This is a genomic window from Halomonas rhizosphaerae (genome assembly GCF_030012485.1).
In the GTDB taxonomy this organism is placed as follows: Bacteria; Pseudomonadota; Gammaproteobacteria; order Pseudomonadales; family Halomonadaceae; genus Halomonas; species Halomonas rhizosphaerae.
The window spans coordinates 354,781-369,763 of the sequence record NZ_JASCQQ010000012.1; the positions used below are offsets into that span (position 1 = coordinate 354,781).

14 protein-coding genes are annotated in these 14,983 nt (G+C 67.0%); 8 read left to right on the plus strand and 6 right to left on the minus strand.

Annotation, left to right across the window (positions count from 1 at the left end; translation table 11 throughout):
• Positions 1-22: 22 nt before the first annotated feature.
• Positions 23-1,933 carry a propionyl-CoA synthetase gene (locus QLQ86_RS07355; protein WP_282816399.1) on the minus strand — a complete coding sequence of 637 codons (1,911 nt, stop codon included), beginning with the start codon at positions 1,931-1,933 and terminating at the stop codon, positions 23-25.
• Between the two features lie 334 nt (positions 1,934-2,267).
• On the opposite strand from QLQ86_RS07355, the gene QLQ86_RS07360 reads away from it, so the two are divergent.
• Complete coding sequence (locus QLQ86_RS07360) at positions 2,268-2,597, plus strand: ArsR/SmtB family transcription factor (protein ID WP_282735898.1); 330 nt, start codon at positions 2,268-2,270, stop codon at positions 2,595-2,597.
• A gap of 9 nt (positions 2,598-2,606) precedes the next feature.
• On the opposite strand, the gene sohB is transcribed toward QLQ86_RS07360, so the two are convergent.
• A complete protein-coding gene (gene sohB, locus QLQ86_RS07365) occupies positions 2,607-3,647 on the minus strand; it encodes a protease SohB (protein ID WP_282816400.1) in 1,041 nt (346 codons plus the stop codon).
• A 130-nt stretch (positions 3,648-3,777) separates the two neighbouring features.
• Between sohB and QLQ86_RS07370 the strand changes: the two genes are divergently transcribed.
• Positions 3,778-4,089: an SCP2 sterol-binding domain-containing protein gene (locus tag QLQ86_RS07370; protein WP_282735896.1), complete on the plus strand. Its 312-nt coding sequence runs from the start codon at positions 3,778-3,780 to the stop codon at positions 4,087-4,089.
• A 39-nt stretch (positions 4,090-4,128) separates the two neighbouring features.
• Here QLQ86_RS07370 and nudC read toward each other — a convergent pair whose 3' ends face one another.
• From nudC to QLQ86_RS07390, 4 genes are read right to left on the minus strand one after another with little or no spacing between them, the layout of a single operon-like run.
• The gene (gene nudC / locus QLQ86_RS07375; protein ID WP_282735895.1) at positions 4,129-4,902 is read right to left on the minus strand and encodes an NAD(+) diphosphatase; all 774 of its coding nucleotides are present in this window, start codon (positions 4,900-4,902) and stop codon (positions 4,129-4,131) included.
• Positions 4,902-5,663, minus strand: a complete 762-nt coding sequence (gene dnaQ, locus QLQ86_RS07380) for a DNA polymerase III subunit epsilon (protein WP_282816401.1) — start codon at positions 5,661-5,663, stop codon at positions 4,902-4,904. The genes nudC and dnaQ overlap by 1 nt, the downstream gene beginning before the upstream one ends.
• A 37-nt stretch (positions 5,664-5,700) precedes the next feature.
• Entirely contained in the window at positions 5,701-6,171 is a 471-nt protein-coding gene (gene rnhA / locus QLQ86_RS07385) for a ribonuclease HI (protein WP_282735893.1), read from the minus strand.
• The gene (locus QLQ86_RS07390) at positions 6,164-6,937 is read right to left on the minus strand and encodes a methyltransferase domain-containing protein (protein WP_282735892.1); all 774 of its coding nucleotides are present in this window, start codon (positions 6,935-6,937) and stop codon (positions 6,164-6,166) included. The genes rnhA and QLQ86_RS07390 overlap by 8 nt, the downstream gene beginning before the upstream one ends.
• A gap of 96 nt (positions 6,938-7,033) precedes the next feature.
• Between QLQ86_RS07390 and gloB the strand changes: the two genes are divergently transcribed.
• The 6 genes from gloB to QLQ86_RS07420 all read left to right on the plus strand — a co-directional run bounded on the left by gloB (position 7,034) and on the right by QLQ86_RS07420 (position 14,757).
• Positions 7,034-7,801, plus strand: a complete 768-nt coding sequence (gene gloB / locus QLQ86_RS07395; RefSeq protein ID WP_282816402.1) for a hydroxyacylglutathione hydrolase — start codon at positions 7,034-7,036, stop codon at positions 7,799-7,801.
• Between the two features lie 73 nt (positions 7,802-7,874).
• A complete protein-coding gene (locus QLQ86_RS07400; RefSeq protein ID WP_282816403.1) occupies positions 7,875-9,062 on the plus strand; it encodes a transglycosylase SLT domain-containing protein in 1,188 nt (395 codons plus the stop codon).
• Positions 9,063-9,104: 42 nt separating this feature from the next.
• Positions 9,105-10,934 carry an extracellular solute-binding protein gene (locus QLQ86_RS07405; RefSeq protein WP_282816404.1) on the plus strand — a complete coding sequence of 610 codons (1,830 nt, stop codon included), beginning with the start codon at positions 9,105-9,107 and terminating at the stop codon, positions 10,932-10,934.
• Between the two features lie 59 nt (positions 10,935-10,993).
• Positions 10,994-12,067 carry a microcin C ABC transporter permease YejB gene (locus QLQ86_RS07410; protein WP_282816405.1) on the plus strand — a complete coding sequence of 358 codons (1,074 nt, stop codon included), beginning with the start codon at positions 10,994-10,996 and terminating at the stop codon, positions 12,065-12,067.
• Positions 12,068-12,071: 4 nt separating this feature from the next.
• The gene (locus QLQ86_RS07415) at positions 12,072-13,166 is read left to right on the plus strand and encodes an ABC transporter permease (protein WP_282735887.1); all 1,095 of its coding nucleotides are present in this window, start codon (positions 12,072-12,074) and stop codon (positions 13,164-13,166) included.
• A complete protein-coding gene (locus tag QLQ86_RS07420) occupies positions 13,159-14,757 on the plus strand; it encodes an ABC transporter ATP-binding protein (protein ID WP_282816406.1) in 1,599 nt (532 codons plus the stop codon). Before QLQ86_RS07415 ends, QLQ86_RS07420 begins: the two co-directional genes overlap by 8 nt.
• Positions 14,758-14,983: the final 226 nt, after the last annotated feature.

A 14,983-nucleotide genomic window follows, 5' to 3' on the forward strand; every position in this document is an offset into this window, starting at 1 on the left:
CCAGGCGCTCTCGCGACGGACGTCAGACCTGGCGGGCCTCGTGGGCGGTACCCACCGAGCGCTCCTTCATGGCCTCGTGCACGTCCTGCAGGCTCGCCGGGTCATCGATGGTCGAGGGCACGCCGAACTCCTTGCCGTCGGCGATGTTGCGAAGCAGCTTGCGCAGGATCTTGCCGGAACGGGTCTTGGGCAGGCGGTCGACCACCAGTACCTGCTTGAAGCAGGCGATGGGCCCGATCTTCTCGCGCACCAGGGCGATCAGTTCCTCCTCGAGATCCGCCTCGCGGCCTTCGAAACCGTCCTTGGGGATCACCAGCCCTACCGGCAGCTGGCCCTTGAGGGCATCGTGGATGCCGATCACCGCGCATTCGGCCACGGCGGGATGGGCGCCGACGACCTCCTCCATCTCGCCGGTGGAGAGGCGGTGGCCGGCAATGTTGATGACATCATCGGTGCGCCCCATGATGAACAGGTAGCCATCCTCGTCGAAGTAGCCTCCGTCACCGGTCAGGTAGTAGCCGGGGAAGGCTGCCATGTAGGCGCTGTGGAAGCGCTTCGGGTCACCCCATACACCGGTCAGACAGCCCGGCGGCATCGGCTGCTTGATCACGACGCTGCCCTGCTCCATGGGGGCGACAGGCTCCCCCTCGCGATTCAGGACCTGGACGTTGAAACCGGGCACCGGCACCGTCGCGCTCCCCGCCTTGGTGGGCATCGGTTCCAGCCCCTGGAGGTTGGCGGCGATCGGCCAGCCGGTCTCGGTCTGCCACCAGTGGTCGATCACCGGCACGTCCATCAGGTCGTCCAGCCAGTGGAAGGTCGGGGGATCCAGGCGCTCGCCGGCCAGGAACAATGCCTTGAGACAGGAGATGTCGTACTGGGCCATCAGCTTGGCGTCCGGGTCTTCCTTCTTCATGGCGCGGAAGGCCGTGGGCGCGGTGAAGAAGCTCTTGACCCGGTACTCGCTGATCAGGCGCCAGAAGGCACCGGCATCCGGTGTCTTCACCGGCTTGCCCTCATAGACCACCGTGGTGCAGCCGCGCAGCAGGGGGGCATAGACGATGTAGGAATGGCCGACCACCCAGCCCACGTCGGAGGCCGAGAAGAAGACGTCGCCGGGGGCCACGTCGTAGATGGTGTCCATGGAATAGGTCAGCGCCACGGCATAGCCCCCGGTATCCCGCACGACCCCCTTGGGCTTGCCGGTGGTCCCGGAGGTATAGAGGACATACAACGGATCGCTGCCCTTGACCGCAACACAGTCGGCAGGCTCTGCCTTCTCGACCAGGGCCGCCCAGTCGTGGTCGATCGTTCCCAGTTCGGCCCGATGCTGCTCGCGCTGGAACACCACGCAAGCCTCGGGCTTGTAGCTGCTCTGCTCGATCGCCGCATCGATGATCGGCTTGTAGGGCAACACCCGGTCGACCTCGACGCCACAGGAGGCGGCGACGACCACCTTGGGCTCGGCATCCTCGATGCGTACGGCCAACTCGTGGGGGGCGAAGCCGCCGAACACCACCGAGTGCACGGCGCCCAGGCGCGCGCAGGCGTACATGGCCACCAGTGCCTCGGGCACCATGGGCATGTAGATCACGACCCGGTCGCCCTTCTCCACGCCCAGCGATCTCAGGGCCCCGGCGAACCGGGCCACCTGATCGCGCATCTCGGCGAAGGTGAGGGTCCGCTTGCTGTCGGTGACCGGGGAGTCCCAGAGGATGGCAGGCTGATCGCCACGCCCCTGATCGACATGATGGTCGAGGGCGGCATGGCAGAGGTTGAGCTCGCCATCCACGAACCAGCGGGCATGTCCCGCCTCGTCGTATTCGAGAATGGTCGTGGGCGGGGTGAACCAGGGAATGCGCCTGGCCTGCTCGGCCCAGAAGGCCTCGGGGTGGTCAATGGAGCGGCGGAACTCGTCTTGGTACATGCTCATCTGCATCCTGTCAGCAATCGAAGGGGGCGTTGATTGTTGACACTCTAGAGCAAGTTCACGGCCACAACCTCATACCATCGGCTAATCTTCGACAAAAGTGCAAGGTATAGCGGGCCCCATTGTCGACAACAAGGCGGGTAATACCCCGACGTCGGCATTGATCCAGCGTTGACTCGGCGACAGGCGCCAAGCTGGACTATTATTGAGGATAAGCTGTATCAGGATGTGCACGAGCAACAGACGCGACCCGCGCAAGGCGGGCTCATGGGAAGGCATTCAACAGCGCAGGCAATCGGCAATCGGGATGCCGGACCTGCCCGGCAGGGGACAGATCATGGGCAATACCAGCGGCGAAGCAGCACGTCTCCTGGAAGGCGGCTCAGCGGTCATCGACGAGGCCAGCGCCCTGCTCAAGGCAATGGCCAACGACAACCGTCTGCGGATACTCTGCCTGCTCGACGGCACCGAGCTGTCGGTGACCGAACTCAACCAGCGGCTCTCGCTCAGCCAGTCGGCGCTCTCCCAGCACCTGGCAATCCTGCGTCGCGAGAACCTGGTCAGCACCCGCCGGGAGTCCCAGACCATCTACTACTCCCTGCATGGCGAGCGTGCGAGAACCCTCATCGAGGCACTCGGCAGCCTGGAACTGGGCGGCAGAGCCTAGGCGACCCGATCAACGCTTCTGCCAGCGCCCGGCATCGAGCATCTCCAGTCCTCGCTCGATGCTCCGCTCGACGCCCCGCGAGACCGCCATGCCCAGACGGTCGCCGAGCTTGTGCTTCTGCTCCAGCTTCAGGCTGATCACCCGCGCCTGCTGCATGCGCTCGACCAGGTAGGCCTCGCTGGTTCCCAGGCCATCCACCAGGCCCTTCGTCAGCGCATCGCTGCCGTACCAGATCTCGCCAGTGGCCACCGCCTCGATGTCGAGTCCCGGACGCCGCTCGGCCACATGGCGCTTGAAGAGCTCGTGGGTGGTCTCGAGGTCCTCGAGGAACTTTTCGCGGCCCTCCTCGGTATTCTCGCCGAAGATCGTGAGAGTGCGTTTGTAGCGCCCTGCCGTGAGCAGCTCCACGTCGATGTCGTGGCGCTTGAGCAGGCGATGCAGGTTGGGCAGCTGGGCGACCACGCCGATGGAGCCGATCACCGCGAAGGGGGCCGCTCGCAGCTGGTCGGCCGCGCAGGCCATCAGGTATCCGCCGCTGGCCGCGACCTTGTCGACACACACCGTGGTGGAGAGGCCCGCCTCGCGCAGGCGATCCAGCTCGGCGCCCGCCAGGCCGTAGCCATGCACGAGACCGCCGGCCGACTCCAGGCGTATCACGACCTCGTCCCCCTGGCCGGCCACCGCCAGCACCGCCGAGACCTCCTCGGCCAGCTGCCCGGTGCCACTGGCCTTGATGTCACCATGGAAATCGAGCACCCAGACCGTCGGCGAGGCCTCCCCTTCCCCCTTTCGACCGCGACGGTCATGCTCCTTGTCATCGCGGCGGAAGGCCTTGGCCAGCCGCTTGCGTGCGCCCGGCTGGCTGGCCGCCAGCTGCATCCGACGGCGGCGGTAGCGGCGCGTACCGTTGAGCTCCTCGAGCCGCAGGCGGGTGCGCTCCCCCGTCTCGCCCCGGACCCGCAGAAACACCGCCACCGCCAGGCCGCCGATCACCACCAGGGTCAACAGCTGCGCCACGAACATGCCGAATTCCGTCAGCCACTCGTTCACTGCCTTCTCCTTTCGCTCGCTGTCCCGACATCCTGCCCGGGGCCTTCCCGCCGGCACAAGGGCGCTTGAATCAAACAACCGTTTCAAATACGCTCTGACTTCGGACACCCTCCTGCGATCAAGGATCCCCATGTCAGACGCCATCATCGACAAGCTGAAGCGCCGCTTCGACGCCGAGGCCGCCAGCGGCATGCACGAAGTCTTCCAGTTCCACTTCACCGATGCCGGCGACCATTACCTGGTCGTGGACGACGGTACGCTGGAAGTCCACGAGGGCGAGCACGACGATCCCTCGGTCAGCCTCAGCATGCACAGCGAGACCCTCAAGGGGGTGATGAACGGCGAGATCAACGGCATGAACGCCTTCATGACCGGCAAGCTCAAGGCCACCGGCAACGTCATGCTGGCGACGCAGCTGACTAGCCTGTTCCCCGGCCACTGAGCCCCTGCTGGGCCGCCTTCCGCGGGCCGCCTCAGCCCTTCATTCCCGGGCCCCGACCTCCCTGAGGTGGGTCTCGATCAATGCCCGGGAGATGGAGTAGAGCGGCGGCAGCTGGGGCAGGCGCCGCGGGCTGAACCAGGCGGCATCGGCGATCTCGACGCCGTCGATGCGGATGCGCCGGCTGGCCGCCTCGGCGAAGAATCCCAGCATCAGCGAGTGGGGAAAGGGCCAGGCCTGGCTCCGGTAGTAGCTGACGCGCCCCACGCTGAGCCCTACCTCCTCGAAGATCTCACGACGCACGGCCTCCTCGGCCGATTCGCCGGGCTCGATGAACCCGGCCAGAGTCGAGTAGCGCCCAGGCGGAAAACGCGGACTGCGGGCCAGCAGCAGCGACTCGCCATGGGTGACCAGGGTGATGATGCAGGGCGAGATGCGCGGATAGTTGCGATGGCCGCACTGCTCGCAGTGCATGGCGAACTCGGCGCCGAGACGCCTCGCCGGCGCACCGCAGCGTCCGCAGAAGCGGTGGTTGTCGAGCCAGGCCGCCACCTGCAAAGCCGTGGAGACCAGCGGGAACCAGGATTCCGGCAGCCGGGCCAGCCAGGCCCGAGCGTCGAGCCAGTCATCCCCGGGCAGCGCCTCCATCGAGAGCGCCACCGGCTCCTCCTGCCACCAGCACAGCGGCTGCATCCGCTCATGCCAGGGCTGGAAGGCCTGCAGGGGGCCATCGTCGACCCCAGGTGCAATGCGCCCTCCGGCCAGGCGTATGACCCGCCCTGCCGTCTCCTCGCTGGGCAGTTCCCGCCGCAGCATCAGCGCGAGGCCTCGCCGCCGGGCAGGCCGGGGTGTGCATCCCAGCGACACTCGCCCGTCGCATCGCGGATACGGTCCAGCTTGGCCCGGTGTGCCGCCAGCTCCGCCTCGTCGGGTGGGACGACCCGCAGCTGCCCCGGCGAGAGGGACAACCGGCGGATGGCCATCCCCTGCTGCTCACCGGCACGTCCTTCCGATGTCGCCGAGGCGTCCAGGGAGAGCATGGTCTGCCCCCCGGTCATGGCCAGGTAGACATCGGCGAGGATCTCGGCATCGAGCAGGGCGCCGTGCAGGACCCGATGCCCGTTGTCGATCTCGTAGCGCTTGCACAGGGCATCCAGACTGTTGCGCTGGCCGGGATGCTTGTCCCGCGCCAGGGTCAAGGTATCGAGGATGCGGCAATGGTCGGCCACCGGGCCGAGCCGTGGCTCGCCGCGCCGTGCGTTGAGCATGCCGAGCTCATGGTCGATGAAGCCCACGTCGAAGGGGGCGTTATGGATCACCAGCTCGCCCCCCTCGATGAAGGCCCAGAAGGCGTCGGCGATCTCGGCGAAGACCGGCTCCTCGGCCACACGCTCGTTGGTGATGCCGTGCACGCCCACGGCCTCGGCCTCGATATCCCGCTCGGGATTGATGTACTGGTGATAGCGGTTGCCGGTGAGGCGGCGGTTGACCATCTCCACCGCCCCGATCTCGATCAGGCGATGACCCTCACGAGGATCGATGCCGGTGGTCTCGGTATCCAGGATGATCTGACGCATGGGTGTCTCTCGTCGGCTCGCAGGGAAAGGCGCGGGGTCAGGCGCGGGCCCGGTGCTCATCGATGGCCTGGTTGGCCAGCTCGTCGGCCCGCTCGTTGCCGGGATGGCCACTGTGTCCCTTGACCCAGTGCCACTCGATCTCGTGGCGATGCGTCTCCTCGTGGAGTTCACGCCACAGCTCGGCATTCTTGACCGGCTGGCGGGACGCGGTCTTCCAGCCGCGCTTGATCCAGTTATGGATCCACTCGGTAATGCCCTTGCGCAGGTACTCGGAGTCGGTCCACAACGCCACCCGGCAGGGACGCTTGAGCTCGCGCAGCGCCATGATCGCCGCCATGAGTTCCATGCGGTTGTTGGTGGTCACCGCCTCGAAGCCCTTGAGCGCCTTCTCGTGGTGCCCACTGACCAGCAGTGCCCCCCATCCGCCGGGACCGGGATTGCCGCGGCAGGCCCCATCGGTATAGATCGTCACTGTCTGTGGGGGCTCGGCGTGGCGTCTGTCAGTCACCCTTGCGGTTCCTTTCCGGTAGTGGCCCAAGCCGCGTGGCGTTGCCCAGCGCCGGCCCGGCCAGGGGGCGGGCCAGCTCGAAGCGCGAGCGCTGCGACTGGGCGAGCTGTGCCCGGCGGCGGGCATGAAGCATGTAGCTGTCGCCCAACGGCAGATTGTGGCGCCGCCCGAGGGTCTCCAGCATGGCATTGCGCGGCAGGCTGCCGGGCAGATGGAAGCCGCAATAGTCTACCCGCTCGATCTCGAAGTCGACAAACGCCAGCCAGTCGCCAAGCCGGCCGGGAGAGCGCCAGTGGCCTAGCCAGGGCATGCGTCGTCGCTTGCCCGGCCAGGCCCGCGAGAGTCCACCGGCGCTCAGCGGGCACCAGCCGAAGATGATCAGATGCCCATTGTCGGCCGTGACGCGAGCTGCCTCCTGCAGCATGTGGTGCGGTTCGTCCACCACCTCCAGCAGATGGTGGACCACCACCAGGCTCAGGCTGTCATCGGGGAGGGGCAAGGCATCCGGCGGGCACACCAGGGTCGACTCATGATCGGCCATCTCGCGACTCGGTGACCAGCCCAGGGCATGGGCGATCGGACAGATGTCACTGAGCACGGGGGCCATGCCCAGCTCCAGGCTGTGCCGCCCGACCAGGCGTTCGCAGACCGGTCCCAGGCAGGCACGCTCGGCCCGCCACAGGGCCTGGCCCGCCGGCGACGCCCAGTAGCGCCGTCCCTCCCGGACCAGCCGCGCCAGGGCATGGGGATCCCGCGAATTTGACATAGTGCCGTTTTCCCTCCACAGTGCCGGGTTTTGTAAACCATATCGCAACGAATCGCGGTAGCGTCTGGCAACGCCTCCGTCAAGGACCCCGATCCCATGTTGAGCGTGACACCGATACCCGCCTTTAGCGACAACTATATCTGGCTGCTGCGCCAGGACACGAGCCAGGCAGTCTGCGTGGTGGATCCCGGCGATGCAACGCCGGTGATCAAGTGGCTGGAGCGCGAGGGACTGGAACTGGGTACCGTACTCATCACCCACCATCATCACGACCACACCGGGGGCCTGGCGGAGCTGATCAAGCGCTACTCGCCGCGGGTGATCGGCCCAGACAATCCCGAGATCGAAGGCATCAACGAGCGGGTCGGTGACGGCGACGAGGTGCGGGTGATGGGCAGGCTGTTCGAGGTGCTCGCCCTGCCCGGCCACACGCTGGATCATATCGGTTTCTTCACGCCAGGCATCCCGCCTCTGCTGTTCAGCGGCGACGTGCTGTTCAGTGCCGGTTGCGGCCGGCTCTTCGAAGGCACCCCGACGCAGATGCATGAATCACTGTCGCGCCTCGACTCCCTGCCGGAGGACACCCTGGTGTTCGCCGCCCACGAGTACACCATGGCCAACCTGGCGTTCGCCCGCGCCGCCGACCCGGACAATGCCGATATCGAGGCCGCCGAAGCGGAGTGCCAGCGGGCCCGCGAGCTAGACCGCCCCACCCTGCCCACCACCCTGGGCCGCGAACGCCGTATCAACCCCTTCCTGCGCTGCGCCTCGGCCGGCGTGCGCCAGGCCGCATCGGCGCATGGGGACACCGACAGTGACCTGACGACCTTCACCACGCTGCGCGCCTGGAAGGATGCCTTCTGAACTCGCCGCTGATGGATGACACGAGGCCTGCCCGTAGCGGCAGTCCCCCGCATGACCAGGAGATCACCTTTCGATGACTTACTACACGACACGTCGACGGATCCTGGGCTTCACCAGCTGTCTCGCGCTGATGGGTTCACTGATGGCCACCACTGGCAACAGCCAGGCCTCACCGACGCCCCAGCGCGCCTTCAAGGAAGATTCGGCCAGCCATACGGCCCAACCCACCCCGCTTCCCTCGAACCAGACCTTCTGGGATGCCCTGGCCCTCGAGCCCAGGGATGCCTGGTCACGCCTCGCCGAGGCCTTCCAGTGGCAAGGGGACATCGATCAGCCACGCGTGCAGCAATGGATCGATCACTACCGCCAGAGCCCCCACAACATCGTCGAGATCACCGAGCGCGCCAGGCCCTGGCTCGCCTGGATCACCGAACGGGTCGAGGAGCGCGGACTGCCCGGCGAGGTCGCCCTGATCCCCTTCATCGAGAGCTCCTTCGACCCCACCGCCCAGAGCCATCGCGGGGCGGCCGGTCTCTGGCAGTTCATGCCGGGCACCGGCCATGCCCTGGGACTTCGTCGCGGCGGCGGCTACGATGGCCGTCTGGATGTGGCGCGCTCCACCCATGCCGCCCTGGACTACATCGAGATGCAGGCCGAGCAGTGGTACGAGGGTGACATCGAGCTCTCCCTCGCGGCCTACAATGCCGGCGCCGGCACCGTGAACCGTGCCCGCAGCGCCGCGCTCTCCGGGGGTCAGGCCGGTACCTACTGGGACCTAAAGCTGCCGCGTGAGACCATGGCCTACGTCCCCAAACTGATCGCCATCTCGGCGATCATCGCCGAGCCGGAACGCTATAACGTCGAGCTGCCCCGGATCGAGGCCGCGCCGGCCGTGGCCGAGGTCCCGGTGACCCGGCCCATGGACATCGGCGAGGCGGCTCGCCTGGCGGGCGTCCCCCATGCCGCCCTGGCCGACCTCAATCCCGGCCTGCTCGGCAACCGGGCCGACCCCCGCCACGTCAAGCGGCTGCTGGTGCCCGCCGACAGCGCCGAGCGGCTGGTGGCCCGTCTCAGCGGGGGCCCAAGCCGAAGAGCGGCCGCCACCGACGGCGATGATGTCTACGTGGTCCGCCGCGGGGACAGCCTCTCGGCGATCGCCTCGCGCCATGCCGTGGCGCTGGCCGACCTGGCCCGCTGGAACGGCATCGAGCGGCGCGACGCTTTACAACCGGGGCAACAGCTGACACTTTCCGGTAGTTGATGTCCGGGGCCACGGCCCCGCCTGCTACAAGGAACCTGATCGATGCGACACGCTGCCCCTGGCCTGGGCCTGCTGCTGGGCACGCTGCTCGGCGGACCGGCCCTGGCGGCCGAGCCGGCCGACGTGCCGACCGTGCACGGCCTGGCTCTCTATGGTGACCCGCGCCTGCCCGCGGACTTCGCACACTTCCCCCATGCGGACCCCGACGCGCCGAAGGGGGGCAGCCTGGTGCGCTCGGCCATCGGCAGCTTCGATTCCACCAACCCCTTCATCATTCGCGGCACCCCGGCCACCGGCCTGACCGAGATCTACGATACCCTGCTGACCCAGAACCCCGACGAGCCCTTCTCGATGTACGGCCTGCTCGCCGATGGCGTGCGACTCGATCCAGAGCGACAGTGGATCGAATTCGACCTGCATCCCGAAGCACGCTTTCATGACGGCGAGCCGGTGACCGCCGAGGACGTGGTATTCAGCTTCGAGACCCTGACCGAGAAGGGCCAGCCCTTCTACGGCGCCTACTATGCCGACGTCATCGACGTACAGGCACTCGACGAGGACACTGTCCACTTCGACCTCGCCGACAGCGAATCACGCGAGCTGCCGTTGATCATCGGCCAGTTGCCGATCCTGCCGGCGCACTTCTGGCAGGATCGTGATTTCGAGGCCACCACCCGCGACGCCCTGCTCGGCTCCGGCCCCTACCGCATCGGCGAGGTGGAGCCGGGACGGCGCATCGTCTTTGAGCGCGTCGACGACTACTGGGCGCGGGACCTCCCGGTGAACCGGGGCCGCCACAACGTCGATCGACTGGTCTACGACTACTACCGCGACCAGACGGTAGCCCTCGAGGCGTTCAAGGCCGGCAACCTCGACATGCGTATCGAGACAAGCGCCCGAAACTGGGCCACCGCCTACGACTTCCCGGCTCTGGAAGAGGGGTTCGTCAAGCGGCTTGAGGTACCGGACGGCCAACCGGCGGGCATGCAGGCCTATGTGATGAACCTGCGGCGCGACAAGTTCCAGGACATCCGCGTCCGCGAGGCCCTCAACCTGGCCTTCGACTTCGAGTGGCTCAACCGCAACCTCTTCTACGGCGCCTACCAACGCACCGAGAGCTACTTCGCCAACTCCGAGATGGCGGCCGAAGGCCTGCCGAGCGAGGCCGAGCTGGCCCTGCTCGAACCGCACCGAGAGGCCCTGCCCGAGCGAGTCTTCGAGGAGCCCCTGCCTATCGAGCACCCTGAGGAGATGCGTCCACGGCTCGCCAGGGCGCTCGAGCTGCTCAACCAGGCCGGCTATGTGGTCCGCGACGGCGTCATGACCCACCTCGACTCCGGCGCACCGCTGACGCTGGAGGTGCTGCTCTTCGACAGCCAGTTCGAGCGGGTCGTGCAGCCGCTGCTTCAGAACCTGGCCAAGCTGGGCATCGAGGGCGATATCCGCATCGTCGACGTCAACCAGTACCTCAACCGCCTGCGCGGCTTCGACTTCGATATCATCGTCGGCAGCTTCCCCCAGTCGGCCAACCCCGGCAACGAGCAGCGTGATTTCTGGACCAGCGAATACGCCGAGGTTCCCCAGAGCCGCAACCTGATCGGGCTCAGTGACCCGGTGATCGACGAGTTGGTCGACACCCTGATCGCCGCCGACTCCCGAGAGGCGCTGGACACGGCCGCCAGGGCGCTAGATCGGGTACTGCGCTGGGGCTTCTACGTCATTCCCCAGTGGCACCTGGGCCAGACGCGGATCGCCCTGTGGGACAAGTTCGGCTGGCAGGAACCCTTCCCCGAGTACAACCTGGACCTGGCCGCCTGGTGGGTGGACCCCGAGCGCGGCGCCGAGATCGAGAGCCGCCAGCGCAACCGCTGAAGGTGCATGACCGGCGCCCGGCCCGCCGGCTGCCGTCACCCGTGGAGTAAGGATACGCCGTGGCCCGCTATGTACTGCGCCGCCTGCTGCTGATGATCCCCACCCTGCTGGGGATCATGCTGCTCAACTTCATCATCGTCCAGGCTGCACCGGGCGGTCCCATCGACCAGGTGCTGGCCCGTTTCGAGGGCCTCTCCAGCCAGGCCAGCACCCGTATGGAAGGGGGGGGCGGGGACGTCGCGTCGGGCGGTGAGTCGCGAGGCGCCCGGGGCATCCCCCCCGCCTTCATCGAGAAGCTCGAGGCCCAGTTCGGGTTCGACCAGCCCGCCCACGAGCGCTTCCTCGGCATGATCGCCGACTATGCCACCTTCGATTTCGGCGAGAGCTTCTTCCGTGACGAGCAGGTCACCACCCTGATGCTCGAGCGGCTTCCCGTGTCGATCTCGCTGGGGCTCTGGACCACGCTGGTGGTCTATCTGGTATCGATCCCGCTGGGCATTCGCAAGGCCCTGCGACATGGCTCACGCTTCGACGTCTGGAGCTCGGGACTGGTGATCGTCGGTTACGCCATCCCCGGCTTCCTGTTCGCCATCCTGCTGATCGTGCTGTTCGCCGGCGGCAGCTACTGGGACCTGTTCCCATTGCGTGGCCTCACCTCACCGGACTTCGACGAGTTCTCCGCCTGGGGCAAGGTCAAGGACTACCTCTGGCACATCACCCTGCCGGTGATCGCCTCGGCGATCGGCAGCTTCGCGACCCTGACCATGCTGACCAAGAACAGCTTTCTCGACGAGGTCCACAAGCAGTATGTGCTCACCGCCCGTGCCAAGGGAGCCAGCGACCGACGAGTGCTCTACGGCCACGTCTTCCGCAACGCCATGCTGATCATCATCGCCGGGCTGCCGGCCGCCCTGGTCGGCATCTTCTTTACCGGGTCGCTGTTGATCGAGGTGATCTTCTCGCTCAACGGCCTGGGCCTGCTGGGCTTCGAGGCCGTGATGCAGCGCGACTACCCGGTGATCTTCGGCACCCTCTACCTCTACACCCTGATCGGACTGGTCCTGAAGCTGATCTCCGACCTGACCTATGTGTGGGTGGACCCGCGCATCGACTTCGAGACACGGGAGTCCTGAACCGATGTCACTGCTCTCGCGCGACCTCTCCCCCATCACCCGCCGCCGCCTGGCGGTCTTCCGCGACAACCGCCGGGCCCGGTTCTCGCTGTGGATCTTCGCGGCCCTCTTCGTGGTCAGCCTGGTGGCCGAGCTGATCGCCAACGACCGGCCCATCGTCATGCAGTACCAGGGACAATGGTACGTGCCTGTCCTGGTGGACTATCCCGATACCGAGTTCGGGGGGTTCCTGCCGAGCCCTGCGGACTACCACGACCCCTTCGTGCGCGACGAGATCATGGCCAACGGCTGGATGCTCTGGCCACCGATCCCCTTCTCCTACGAGACCCTGGACAAGGAACTGGACCACCCGGCGCCGTCACCGCCCACCACCCGGCACTGGCTAGGCACCGACGACCAGGGCCGCGACGTCCTGGCGAGGGTGATCTACGGCTTCCGCCTCTCGGTGATCTTCGCCCTGGTGCTCACCGCGGGATCGCTGGTGCTGGGAGTCCTGGCCGGCGGCATCCAGGGCTACTTCGGCGGCAAGGTGGACCTGATCGGCCAGCGTTTCACCGAGATCTGGTCGGGACTGCCGATGCTCTTCCTGCTGATCATCCTGGCGAGCCTGGTGGAACCCAACCTCTGGTGGCTGCTGGGCATCATGCTGCTGTTCTCCTGGCTGGGTCTGGTCGACGTGGTGCGCGCCGAGTTCCTGCGCGCCCGGAATCTCGAGTATGTCCGTGCCGCTCGAGCCATGGGCCTGCCGTCGCGGCTGATCATGTGGCGCCATGTCCTGCCGAATGCCATGGTGGCGACCCTGACCTTCATCCCCTTCCTGTTCACCGGCGCCATTACCACCCTCACCGCCCTGGACTTCCTCGGCTTCGGCCTGCCACCGGGCTCGCCGTCCCTGGGCGAGCTGGTCGCCCAGGGCAAGAACAACCTGCAGGCCCCTTGGCTGGGCATCACCGCCTTCGTCACCCTCTCGGTGATGCTCTCGCTGCTGGTGTTCATCGGCGAGGGGCTTCGCGACGCCTTCGACCCCCGCCATATCCAGCATGCCGCCAGCCCCTCCCCGGCACCGAGCGAACCCCCGAGGAGCGGGCAAGATGCGTGAGCCCATGACCACCCCCCTGCTGCAGCTCAACGACCTGACCATCGCCTTCGATGAGGTCAGCGTGGTCGACCGACTGTCGCTGACCGTCAACCGTGGCGAGACCCTCGCCCTGGTCGGCGAATCCGGCTCCGGCAAGTCGGTCTCGGCACTCGGCGCCATGAACCTGCTGCCCCCCAATGCGCGGGTCGAAGGCGGGCGCCAATTGGCTGATACGGATCTCGCCACCCTGTCCGACCGGGGCTGGCGAGGGCTGCGTGGTAGCCGGGTGGGCTTCGTCTTCCAGGAACCCATGACCTCGCTCAACCCGCTGCACCCCATCGGCAAGCAGATCGGCGAGACCCTGCGCCTGCACCAGGGACTCACGGGCAGGGCCGCCCGGGCGCGCACCCGGGAACTGCTGGAACAGGTCAAGCTGCCGCGCGCCGACGAACTGCTGGATGCCTGGCCGCACCAGATTTCCGGCGGCCAGCGGCAGCGGGTGATGATCGCCATGGCCATTGCCAATGGACCCGAGCTGCTGATCGCCGACGAGCCCACCACCGCGCTTGACGTCACCGTGCAGCAGGAAATCCTCGCCCTGCTTGCCGAACTGCGCGATGCCCACGGGATGGGCATGCTCTTCATCACCCACGACCTCAACCTGGTGCGCCGACATGCCGACAGGATCTGCGTGCTGCATGCCGGCCGCGAGCAGGAGACCGGCCCAGTGGCCGAGGTGTTCACCCAGCCCCGCAGTGACTACACCCGGCAACTGCTGGAGGCAGAGCCTTCGGGCCGCCCGGCGCCCGTCGCGCGAGTCGCCCCGCTGCTGAGCGCCCGGGGGGTCGGGGTCCGCTTCCCTCGCCCGACACGGTTGTTCGCCCGACGCCCGCCCCCGTTTGAGGCGGTCAAGCCGCTGGACCTGCACGTGGCGCCCGGCGAGACCCTGGGCATCGTCGGCGAATCCGGTTCGGGCAAGACCACCCTGGCTCATGCGCTGCTGCGCCTGGGCCAGGGCAGCGGCGAGATCGACTTCGACGGCATCCGGCTCGACCAGCTGACCGGCAACGCCCTGCGACGCCAACGCCGCAGCCTTCAGGTGGTGTTCCAGGACCCCTATGGCTCGCTTTCGCCACGACTGCCGGTCTTCGATATCGTAAGCGAAGGATTGCGCTTCCATCACCCGGAACTCGCCATCGCCGAGGTCGACCGCCGCGTGCGTGCCACCCTACGCGAGGTGGGCCTGCCCGAGGAGTGCGCCTCCCGCTACCCCCACGAGTTCTCCGGCGGCCAGCGGCAACGCATCGCCGTGGCCCGGGCGATCATCCTCGAGCCACGGCTGGTGGTCCTCGACGAACCCACCTCGGCCCTGGACCGCAGCGTGCAGAAGCAGCTTGTGGAGCTGCTGCGTGACCTCCAGACCCGCCGTCGGCTCAGCTATCTGTTCATCAGTCATGACCTGGCGGTGGTGCGGGCCATGGCCCACCGAGTGCTGGTCCTCAAGGACGGCGAGGTGATGGAACAGGGCGACTGCCTGCAGGTCCTCGAGAACCCCGCCAGCGACTACACACGGGCCTTGGTGGCGGCCGCCGGGCTTGTCCCGCGCGAGTGAGCCGATCAGCGAAACGGTCCCAATGGCTGGGCAACGTTGCCGCATACAGCGGGAGGCTTGTAATGTCTTGCCACTCTCGCTCATGAGTCCGTATCCCGGGGCTTCTACTACCAGTCACATAGATAGATAACGGTATAATAGCGCCTCGCCCAGAATGTCTTGCGCCCTGCAGCGGGGCGTTGACAAAGGAGACATCCGCCACGGGTTACGCTGGGTTACACTGTCG

Excerpts from the sequence above, each read along its gene's own strand:
- gloB (WP_282816402.1), top strand. The coding sequence starts at position 7,034 with ATGTTGAGCGTGACACCGATACCCGCCTTTAGCGACAACTATATCTGG.
- QLQ86_RS07420 (WP_282816406.1), top strand. The coding sequence starts at position 13,159 with ATGCGTGAGCCCATGACCACCCCCCTGCTGCAGCTCAACGACCTGACC.
- QLQ86_RS07370 (WP_282735896.1), top strand. The coding sequence starts at position 3,778 with ATGTCAGACGCCATCATCGACAAGCTGAAGCGCCGCTTCGACGCCGAG.
- nudC (WP_282735895.1), bottom strand. The coding sequence starts at position 4,902 with ATGCTGCGGCGGGAACTGCCCAGCGAGGAGACGGCAGGGCGGGTCATA.
- QLQ86_RS07415 (WP_282735887.1), top strand. The coding sequence starts at position 12,072 with ATGTCACTGCTCTCGCGCGACCTCTCCCCCATCACCCGCCGCCGCCTG.
- QLQ86_RS07400 (WP_282816403.1), top strand. The coding sequence starts at position 7,875 with ATGACTTACTACACGACACGTCGACGGATCCTGGGCTTCACCAGCTGT.
- dnaQ (WP_282816401.1), bottom strand. The coding sequence starts at position 5,663 with ATGCGTCAGATCATCCTGGATACCGAGACCACCGGCATCGATCCTCGT.
- QLQ86_RS07390 (WP_282735892.1), bottom strand. The coding sequence starts at position 6,937 with ATGTCAAATTCGCGGGATCCCCATGCCCTGGCGCGGCTGGTCCGGGAG.
- QLQ86_RS07360 (WP_282735898.1), top strand. The coding sequence starts at position 2,268 with ATGGGCAATACCAGCGGCGAAGCAGCACGTCTCCTGGAAGGCGGCTCA.
- QLQ86_RS07405 (WP_282816404.1), top strand. The coding sequence starts at position 9,105 with ATGCGACACGCTGCCCCTGGCCTGGGCCTGCTGCTGGGCACGCTGCTC.
- QLQ86_RS07355 (WP_282816399.1), bottom strand. The coding sequence starts at position 1,933 with ATGAGCATGTACCAAGACGAGTTCCGCCGCTCCATTGACCACCCCGAG.